Origin of the sequence: Aquiflexum sp., from assembly GCF_041749095.1 — a bacterium.
Classification (GTDB): domain Bacteria; phylum Bacteroidota; class Bacteroidia; order Cytophagales; family Cyclobacteriaceae; genus Aquiflexum.
Genome location: NZ_JBGTCA010000511.1, coordinates 1 through 10049, shown reverse-complemented (window position 1 = coordinate 10049; position 10049 = coordinate 1). Strand labels below are relative to the sequence as shown.

Genomic DNA, 10049 nt, shown 5'->3' with positions numbered 1-10049 from the left:
CACCAACTCTTTGAAGTGATTTGTCAGTAGTGGAAATCATCATCATTTGGTCTGCTTTCATTGTCACCGAATAATCTATCAACTCCTCAATTCCAGGAAGTTCATACTTTTTGATCATCATGTCCTGAAAATTTACTTTGGCAAAGGATAGATTATCATTCGTCCAATTGCCCAACAATCCATAAATCACATTTCCATCGTCAGTAATGATAGACTTTCGGTTGAAACTCTCCCCATCTTCCAAACTATCCCCTTCAAATTTATCTTTATCCAATTTATAACTTCTTAATTTTTTACCATTTAAATCAAAAAGTCCCATACCCTGAAAGCTGGCCATTAGAATATGGTCATTGTCTAACATATTCATCCAAGCAACATAGGAACCTACCCCATCAGGACCTTCTTTTTCATACTTGATTTTTTCATCCAATCGGAGTTCTTTGATATTGACTTTGTCTAAGGTAGATTCATCCATATTCCATAGGTAAAGAAAATCTTTGTCAGCAGTCATGGTACTTGACCAAAGTCCATACTTCAGGTTGATAATTTCATTACCGGGATCTACCACCACTGTGTCCATAGTGAAGGTGATGTTTGAAAAGTCCGTTTTGGTTTCAGTTTCATTTCCGCCACAGGCGAACAAAAGAACTGAGAGGAGGAGTATTATATAGTTTTTCATAAAGAACAATTTGATTACCAATATAATCACTATAAGTTTAATTTGGAAAAAATCAATGTGAAAACTAGTTAACTCGTGCCGGGATGCAAAGTAATAGCATGAATACTTTGGGTTGTACGATGGTTACGACTTCAGAATGCTGAGTATGGAATTTTCGACTTTAGTGAGTTGAGCCAGAGGCTCAAAACCCAGGAATTCGAAGGTACAACCTTCGAATAACTTTCACTCCCCCAAAATCCTGTACAGTTCCAGATTCATATAATAATGTCCACCGCTGATTTCACGTCGTTCGACTATGCCCATTTCAGCGAGTTGGTTGAGGTATTGGCGGGCGGTGTTTTCGGCATAGATTTTTTTGTCGGTAAGGTGTTTGACCTTGGTGTAGGGTTGGGTAAAAATGGCTTCAACCAATGATTCCGGTCTGCTGACACCTGTTTCATTTTCCAAAACATGTAGGATGCTGTCCTTTGCAGCCAATATATCATTGATCTTGTTGTAGGTATCCGTGGAGGTATTTTCCACCGCTTTGATCATAAAAACCAACCAATCCTTCCAGGCAGCCCGTTGGGTGACTCCGGCCAAGAAAGCATAATAATCCTCTTTTCTGTCCAAAATAAATTTACTCAAAAACAAAATGGGCAAGTCCAAAAGTCCTTTTTGGGTCAGAAAATGGATATTGAACAGTCTTCCCGTTCTGCCATTGCCATCCCTGAATGGGTGAATGGCCTCAAACTGAAGGTGGCCAATAGCCATTTTCAATATCGGATCGATAGCATTGTCATCGTTCATGAATTGGATCAGGTTTTCCATTTTGGCTTCGACCACTCCTGTTCCCCGTGGAGGGGTGTATACTGCTTTTCCTGCATTTGGGCCGGAACCTCCCTGTCGGATGTAGGTATGGGCAAAAGGTTTCCTGATGCCATCACTCATGCCTGTGATGGTTTGGTAAATCAATTCAAAATAGGGGATATCAAATTGCGGATTTTCTTGCAGGTATTGATGTCCATTCCATAGGGACTCCCGATAATGCAGGATTTCCTTGGCAGGGCCCTGTTTGATGGTTTCATCACTAAAGGCTTTGTAAAGCTCATCATCCGTAGTGAAGATATTCTCAATTTCAGACGAAGCCTTAGCTTCCTGCAAACTGATGGTATTGATCAACATTCCCTGATTGGGTATCGCCGCACTTCGACCCTGCAACCGTGCTATGGCAGCCTTTGCTTCACCCAATTGCTCAAAAATATCCAGGTCTCTGTAATACTGCGCTTCAATTGGGAGTTCCGGAAGACTGTTCCAAGGTTTAGTCCTTTCAGGATTGATCAAATATGCCATATTTTGACCTTAAAATTTGATTATTTTAATGTTAGGTTACAAATGTGACATTAAAATCAATACCAAACAAATCAATTGACATTAAATTTTTAATATTTTAATGTGACATTAAATATCTGACCTTACGGTTGAGGTCAGTTTTGTTTGTTGACATTAAAAAACGTGAAAATTGATGTCAGTTATTCATGCCATGACTCAAAGTCATGGCATGAGTATTCCTAGAATCACGGCATGAAGGAAAACCTGACAAAGCCCAGTTCATCATCGATATTAACAGGTATCCAAATATTGCCTTCTTTGACAAAAGCTCTGGAAGGAATATACTCTAAAGAAGAAACTATTTGCTCCGAAAGGATAGAAAAATTTTCATCCAATGCGGTCAAGTAAACTTTGGCCTTTCTCTCCAGATTAAATTCATCCCCATTCGTAGGGAAGATTTCTTCATAGGAAAACCTATAGAACCGCTTATTTTTTTCATCCCAAATTGGGGGCATGAAGTTTATCTGTTCCTTCAGCATCTGATCTACTTTTCGGTTTTCTTCTATTCCGCGGACCTGTTTTGGCGGTTTTGCGGATTTTTCTTCAGCGGTCAGTCCTAGAGGGGCGGTATGAAGATCCAATTGTCCATTGGAAATATTGTAGGTATAAATAGGATGTGCCACTGCAATGGAAAGCATGACTTTTTCACCCACTATAGATGTGAAATATTCAGGACCAAACCAGACCTTTGGCTGTTCCATGGTATAATGAAATTCCTTCATGATATCAAAAGCGGGCAATTCCATTCGATGAAAAGACTTTTCAGCAAAATCAATTTTGATAAAGGAGGTTTCAGGTTCCATCCAGTTTCTTCCCAACCCAAAAATCTGATCGGCATTTTTTGACCACATCACCGGCATGGGCAAGGCTTCATTGTCCCCAAAGCCATCGCCTGAAAAGGTGACATTTTTGGTTGTATTGGATTTTATTTTTTTTCCATTCCAATCAAAAATCTCATGGTCAAAAAGACTGCTGAAATAAAGTGAATCCTTCCCAATGCTGTGAACCTGTCCAAAACGGCTACCGGTACCATTTGGCCCTTCTTTATCGAATGGTACTATCTTTTCCAGTTCAAGCTTTTCCAGATCAATCACCTCAAGGTGATGCTGATTGATGTTAAAATTGAAGAAATATTTGCCATCAGTAGAGACATCCGACCAACGGAGTCCCATTTGTAAAAAAAGAAACTCTCCTTTGGAATCCACCATCACAGTGTCTATGGTAAAGGTGATGTTGCTGAAGTCGTCAGCTAATTTTTCCTCATTTCCTCCACCGCAGGAAAAGAGAAAAAGCATTGAAATTGCAAAGAGTAGATTTTTCATGGTAAAAGATTTTGATTGGTAAGATTTGATAATTGGGTTCTCGCAAACCCTCCAAGGGTTCGAAACCCTTGGAGGGTTATTCATAATTGATGCTCATCCTCACAAATCCAAGTTCGTCATCAACATTTTCATGGAGCCAAATACTATTATTCTTCCAAAAATAAACTTGCGGGATACTGTTCATTTCAGGGATTTTGGTTTCGCTTAGCAAATGGAAATTCTTGTCGTAAGCGATGAGGTGAATATCATACTTTGCAGGGATTTCATCCATTTTTTCCCTTGTCTTCTGTATAGAAAACCTGTAGAAGTTGCCATTTGAAGGATTTCTAACCGGATATTGATATTCGATTTCAAAATCCATCCTTCCAATAATTTCAGCAAACTCATCATAATCATCAGTTTCTTTTTTGTATGTCCCAGATTTGCCCGCCGACAGTTTATCGGCTTCAATGGTTAGTTTTTTGAGATCTTCTGTCTGAATATTATAAGTGAAAATTTCATTGTTTGCCGTATTGGAGATATAAACCAAGTCATCGATCTTTAACAAGTAGACAGGCTTAATAATAGACCGCTGAGAGTTACCGCTCTTAAGGGTAACATTGAAGTGGTTGATTACTTTTAATCCTTCAATTTCTATTTTGTCCATCTGATCCTTTTCCAAGTCTACCAATGCGAGGTACTTAAAATCATTTCCCCAAGAATAAACAGGACAAATAAATTTGGAAGCTGAATTTAGAAAGGTGTAATTACTTGAAAAGCGATCTGATTCTTCTTGCAGTTCTTTGAAAAATTCGAAGTTAGTGAATTTTATCCCTTTCGTTTTTTTGCCTGAAATGTCTAAAAAATTCAACCCGAAATAGTTGGAAAACACAAAAAGGCTGTCGCCCAAAAGATAGAACCTAAAGACACCATCACCTACACCATTTGGCCCCTCCTTTTCTAGTTTGATCCTTTCCTTGATAGATAATTTCTCGAGATCTATTATTTCAACTTCTGCGGTTTGACTGCTGTAATGGTAAAGTGTGGTAAGATTATTGTCAAAATCACTTAAAAAAAGATTGGTTGCTCCCATGATTATTCCTCCTTTGGAGTCCACCATCACGGTGTCTATTTTATAATCAATTTGATTTTCACCCCTTTCACTAGGGCTACAAGCAAACCCAAGCATCAAAAATAGTATTGCTAGATATTTCATATTATTAGAAAACCTGACTACAGGAAAATGGTTAAATTTTATTAATTCAATTAAAATATCACCTGAGGGTTAACCTAACAAAGCCCATTTCATCCTCCATATTTTCAAAAATCCAGATTTTGCCGTCTTTGACGAAGTGGCGGCTGGGGATCTTTGTAAATGTTTCCAATGGGGTTTCTGAGATTAAATAGAAGTCCTTGTCCAACACGATTAAAAATACTTCAGCGCCATCAGGTACCTGCTTTCCATCCAATTCCTTGTTTTTCTTAAAGTACGCAAAGCGATAGTAAACCTGGTTTTCTTTGTCCCATACAGGTGGAGTAAAGTTAATGTCTTCTCTGAGTTTGCGGATATGTTCCTGGAATTCCTCCATTGATTCAACAATGGGTGGTATTTTGAGGAATTTTCTGGAAGGAATGGCCTGATGTGCTATTGGCTTATGCTTAAGAATTTCTGTATCAAGATCAAGAACATATAAATCTGAACCTATATTGTTAGATAAAATTATTTTATTGTTCGATTCGGTTAATCCCATCTCTTCACCTAGGATAGCCCTGGTGTTGCCTCCATCGGAGAAAATCATCCGGAATTCTGCCAAGTAATCAAATTCAGGAATGGGCAAATCTTGAAAGGTTTTCTTTTGGGTATCTATAAGTCCAAAAAGACTAAGTCCGTCACCCCAAACATTCAATACAGAAAAAAGTTTGTATTGGTCTCTGGGATCTGTCCTCAGGGATTTTTCAACATATCCCGGTGGCATATCATCACCTCGTAGCTCATCCATTTTAAAATTTAAATCTTTTACCTTAACCCCTTCCAGATCAAAAATTCCCCTATGGGTAAAACTTCCAATAAAAACCTGCTCATCCTGTAATACCTGAAATTGCATAGGAAACCTGCCCAGTCCATTTGGTCCCTCCTCCTCATAGGAAATCCTCCTGACAAACTCCAACTGATTTAGATCGACAATCTCCAAAGTCAGGCCCATGGGGTTTAAATAATACAGATATTGATTGTCAGCAGAAAGGTCAGATATCATCAAGTCACCTTTTAAAAAAAGAATCTCATCTTTTGAATCTACCATAACTGTGTCCATCGAAAGTGTAATTTGGCTATAATCCATTCTTTTTTCACTGGATGGAGCGCAGTTCCAAAAAAGATTTAGAATAATAAAAGCCAAAAGAGTGCGTTTCATAAGAACCCGAATTTCAGACTAAAAAGTTAATCAAGTTTTGTTAAAAATAAAAACTAATTTTTAAAAAGATTGATTTTTTTTAATAATCCTGATTCAGGTAAACAGTGTCATTTTCGATAATTTTACTAGTCCACTAGGTAAATTACCCGATATTTTTACTAGTCGACTAGGTAAATTATCGGATATTTTTACTATTGGTCAGAAGATTTCTTTCGGAGGATTGTGTGAAGGTTTAGCAGGTTCAGGACAAAATATGATTTCTAAAAAGTCTTTGTGACTCAAAGACATACTTTATTCTTCAGTCTAGAAACAACCCAAAGTAAGTTTCCATTCTTTATGACGTAGGAGGAATTCATAGAAATCCTCCGTAAGAGATTGCCACGTCGCACGAAGGATTATTTTAAATGAAAAGTTAAATTGAAGTGCTCCTCGCAATGACGACGTGTCCTTCATCCTTCCTCCCTCATCCTTCATCCTTCCCCCTCTATCCATCCAACCACTCCTTCAGCCCCCCGACCTTTTCCCTGCTGACCAGAATGTCATTGTCGCTGCAATTGGCCAACTTGATTTTTAGGCGGCTATTGGAATAGGTGTGGATTTCGGCAATGGCTTCAAAAGAGGATATGTATTTTCGGTTGAGCCGGAAAAACTTTTTGGGGTCAAGCATTTCTTCCAATTGATCCAGGGTGTAATCCAGAATGTAGCGTTTTGCTTCATAAGTCTGCAAAAAAGTCACCCGCTCCTCACTCATGAAATACGCAGCCTCTGATGCCAGCACAGATTGGATTTTCTCACCGATTTTGACCATAAACCTGGATTTGAATTCCTGTTGTCTTGGCTGTAGCAGGTCTTGGATTTGGCTGAGATCAATGGTGGATTTGATTTTTTGGTTTTTGAATTTGTCTATGGCCCCGGCCAGTTCCTTGGGATCTATGGGTTTAAGGAGGTAATCAACTGAGTTGAGTTTGAAAGCCTTGATGGCATATTGGTCGAAGGCTGTAGTGAAGATGATTGGTGAACTGACCTTTACCCTTTCGAAAATCTCAAAACTAAGTCCATCTGCTAATTGGATGTCACAGAATATGAGATCGGGGGCAGGGTTGGTTTGCAACCATTCGACTGCCGAAGTGATGCTGTCCAAATGTCCAAAGATATTTGCCCCGGGAAGCAGTTCCAAAGTAAGCTGCTTCATTCTATTGGCAGCCGGTCTTTCATCTTCTATCAATAATATATTCATGCTCCGTTGAGTTTTAGCAAGGGAAGTTCTACGATAAATTCCTTTTCTGTTTCGATGATTTTTGGGTTTTGGTCACTTAAAAGAGCATAACGCTTTTTGATATTCGGTAAGCCGATTCCAGTCTTTGATTCCTCCCTAGTCAATTTAGGTTGAAGAATATTGCGCACAATTAAATTGCCATCTGTTTGTTCAATCATGATTTTTAGCGGTTTCTCCAGACTTGCAATATTGTGTTTGATGGCATTTTCCAATAGCAGTTGAAGAGAGAGAGGAGGGAGGTAGTGCCCCTTTAACTGATGTAAGTCGATATAATATTCCAGACTTCCTTCAAATCTGATTTTTTGCAGGTTCAGGTAGTTCTCTGCAAACCCAATTTCCCTTTCTAATCCTACCAATTCTTCCTGCTGTACCTCCAACACATACCGGTAAATTTTGGACAATTGCTGAATAAATTCAGCGGACTTGTCTGCACTTTCATAAACAAGGTTACTCAGTACATTAAGTGAATTGAAAAGAAAATGAGGATTCAATTGGTCTTTGAGTGATTGGTATTGGCTGGCGATGTTTTCTGATTTCAGTTGTTCTGCTTCTATCGCTGTATTCCTCCATTCATATAACCAAGAGCGGGCTGTGAAAAAAGCCATAAAGCTCAGACCAATAATGATCGGAGTTTTGGTATATAATAGTAGGGCTTTCCAGGGAATATTTGATAATTCAAATTGACCTTTGAGATAGACTACAATAAAGACAATGATAAAGCTGAAAAAAAAGCAATAAAAAGAGTACGCCACGGCAGTTACCAACAACCTCGCCATTGGATATTTTACCCAAGGTAACCGACTGTCGAGCAAGGTATCAGTCCAATAACCCCCAAAACTCAAAGTACTCGATACAAGAAAAGAGAATAAAAAGTCCGGGAAGATATTTTTAAGGCCTTCAATGGAAGTAAAACAATTGGGGCAGAATAATAACATTAAAAACAATGCTATCGAAAAGTTCAATAAAACAAACCTCCACAATGATGAAAAAATCCGATCTGAACTATATAAGTTTTTGTGGAGCATGTTGGTGAAGATTTTGATATCCAAAGAAAATAAATTTAAATTCTATAAATCATTCAAGAAAGAATAAGACTAAAGGAAAGCAATGCGCCAACGATATTGAGCAAGCAATGGGTTAAAACTGCCAATCTCAGGTCTTTGGTCTTCCAAACGAGATAAGTCATCGGAAGCAAAGCGGCTATCAAGGTCAAATATATATAAGGCTGCCAAAGATGATAAAGAGAAAACAAAACCGCATTGACTACGAATGCCCATTTCCCCCAAACTTCCATTCTTGGCAACAAATACCCACGAAAGTAAAACTCTTCAATTAACGGTGCCAAAATACCCTTCAGAATCAGATTGGCAATCAAAGTGACTTTGATGATGTCCTTAGAATATCCTTCAAAATCCTGAACCGTGTACCAGTCCGGTAACCAGAAAAACACATGCTCTGTGAGGAAATGGTCGATAGGTTGGAAAAGTCCCCACATCAAAAAAGCAAAAACCAATAGGCCTAAGGTGTAAAGCATCAATCTGCCTGTTGGTAATTTTTCCCGATACCCGTTTAATTGAATTATTTTAGCTCTGTTTTCACCTTTTTTTGCCTGAATCAAATGAAAAATAAAAACAGGAACTGCGACCATCACAATACAAACCAGCATACTCAGTTGGGGCGGGAAACCATTTCTGACCATTATTGGAGTAATCAATATGAACCCAATGGTGATCAATATCCCTGGATATAAATGATAAAGGACACTCTTGGATTTGGTGAGTTGTACCATAAAATTAGTGTTTGTTAAAGCTAAAGAATGAGGAAATTCTTTCCAAAATTTAGGCCTGCCAGGTTTTCAAAACCTGGCAGGTCAAAATCTGCTACTGACAATTCTGTTTGATCTGAAGTGCCATTTCCTTTCCCCAAGTAGGCAGAAAAGTCCCTTCTTCTTTGGTGGCAGCTTCTTTTTCAAACAATTCCAAACTTGAATTGATCAATCCACACCCCTTTTCCGGTCCCTGCCCAAAAAACTGGGCCATACCCAACTCCATCTGTCCCAACATCATAATTGCCCGCGGGTTTTGTCTGTCGAGTTCAACAGCTTTACCAAAGGTCTGCATGGCCACACCTGACAAATGCTGGCCTCGGGAATTTGGGTCAACAGACAGTTCTCCCATCGTAATAAAACCTTGCAGGGCCACAATTTCTGAGTTGTTGGGAGAAATTTTGGAAGCTTTATCCACATGTTTTTTGGCTTGGTCAAAAAGAGGATCCTTTACATTTGCCCCACCTTCACTTCTGAATCCGGCATTGGCCAAGGCAAGGGCTGCATAATAATCCGGTAGCCATTCCTCCGGCATTGTCTGGGCAATTCGGACAAAGCCATTGGCAACCTTTTTTAGATCTTCGGGACTGACGGCGGTTTTCATGTTTTGCAGCTCTTTGAGCATGGCTTTTTCATAATCTTCATTGGATGCTTGTGTCATCAAAGAAATCAGCATCATAACGATAATTGCTAGACTGTACTTTTTCATGGTTTCTATAGTTTATAAGTTGTTTAAATTATTTGCGTTTTTGTCTTTTGAAAGTGTCAGGAAGATTCCCAAAAAAAGAAATCTGGGAGCCTGAAGTCTGATTGGGTTTCCTCCATAGACCCCAACTTCATTGGGCTCATTGGCATATTGGTATCCGAAAATATTGTCTCTGCCCAAAACATTGGAACAGGCCAAATGGATGATCAGGTTTGGTTTGGGCAGAAAGCTCCAGCCCAAACTCAAATCCTGAAAGCTTTTGGTCTTTGAATTCATCTGACCCGGTAGGTTTGGGTTCTCATAGGTATAGCCATCATTGGCACTCAGCGAAACCCCCAATTGGGATTTTAAAGGGGCAATAAAATGCTTGACGACTATTGATCCATTGTGGCGGGGAGCGAAGCCGGGCTGTACCATTTCGGTGAAATGTGCAAACTTTCTCCTGCTATCCACAAAGCTGTAGGTAACCCAAAAGTCGGT

The 10049-nt window shown here is 39.1% G+C and carries 9 protein-coding genes and 1 pseudogene; all 10 read right to left on the bottom strand.

Translation table 11 applies throughout. From position 1 onward, the window contains the following. Nucleotides 1–679 (bottom strand): DUF4221 family protein (locus tag ACEW8O_RS23255; RefSeq protein ID WP_373497022.1); only part of this gene is annotated, 679 nt, incomplete at its 3' end. Between the two features lie 222 nt (nucleotides 680–901). Next, a complete protein-coding gene (locus ACEW8O_RS23250; RefSeq protein WP_373497021.1) occupies nucleotides 902–2011 on the bottom strand; it encodes a Fic family protein in 1110 nt (369 codons plus the stop codon). A gap of 224 nt (nucleotides 2012–2235) precedes the next feature. After that, on the bottom strand, nucleotides 2236–3372 hold the full coding sequence (locus tag ACEW8O_RS23245; protein ID WP_373497020.1) for a DUF4221 family protein: 1137 nt from the start codon (nucleotides 3370–3372) through the stop codon (nucleotides 2236–2238). A 76-nt stretch (nucleotides 3373–3448) separates the two neighbouring features. After that, entirely contained in the window at nucleotides 3449–4567 is a 1119-nt protein-coding gene (locus ACEW8O_RS23240) for a DUF4221 family protein (protein ID WP_373497019.1), read from the bottom strand. A 58-nt stretch (nucleotides 4568–4625) separates the two neighbouring features. Further along, nucleotides 4626–5762 carry a DUF4221 family protein gene (locus ACEW8O_RS23235; RefSeq protein ID WP_373497018.1) on the bottom strand — a complete coding sequence of 379 codons (1137 nt, stop codon included), beginning with the start codon at nucleotides 5760–5762 and terminating at the stop codon, nucleotides 4626–4628. A gap of 484 nt (nucleotides 5763–6246) precedes the next feature. Then, nucleotides 6247–6999 carry a LytR/AlgR family response regulator transcription factor gene (locus tag ACEW8O_RS23230; protein ID WP_373497017.1) on the bottom strand — a complete coding sequence of 251 codons (753 nt, stop codon included), beginning with the start codon at nucleotides 6997–6999 and terminating at the stop codon, nucleotides 6247–6249. Beyond that, nucleotides 6996–7973: a sensor histidine kinase gene (locus tag ACEW8O_RS23225; protein WP_373497016.1), complete on the bottom strand. Its 978-nt coding sequence runs from the start codon at nucleotides 7971–7973 to the stop codon at nucleotides 6996–6998. The genes ACEW8O_RS23230 and ACEW8O_RS23225 overlap by 4 nt, the downstream gene beginning before the upstream one ends. A gap of 143 nt (nucleotides 7974–8116) precedes the next feature. Further along, nucleotides 8117–8827 carry a CPBP family intramembrane glutamic endopeptidase gene (locus tag ACEW8O_RS23220; RefSeq protein WP_373497015.1) on the bottom strand — a complete coding sequence of 237 codons (711 nt, stop codon included), beginning with the start codon at nucleotides 8825–8827 and terminating at the stop codon, nucleotides 8117–8119. A 91-nt stretch (nucleotides 8828–8918) separates the two neighbouring features. After that, the gene (locus tag ACEW8O_RS23215; protein WP_373497014.1) at nucleotides 8919–9572 is read right to left on the bottom strand and encodes a hypothetical protein; all 654 of its coding nucleotides are present in this window, start codon (nucleotides 9570–9572) and stop codon (nucleotides 8919–8921) included. Nucleotides 9573–9584: 12 nt separating this feature from the next. Next, nucleotides 9585–10049, bottom strand: a pseudogene (locus ACEW8O_RS23210) (TonB-dependent receptor); the annotation flags it as partial.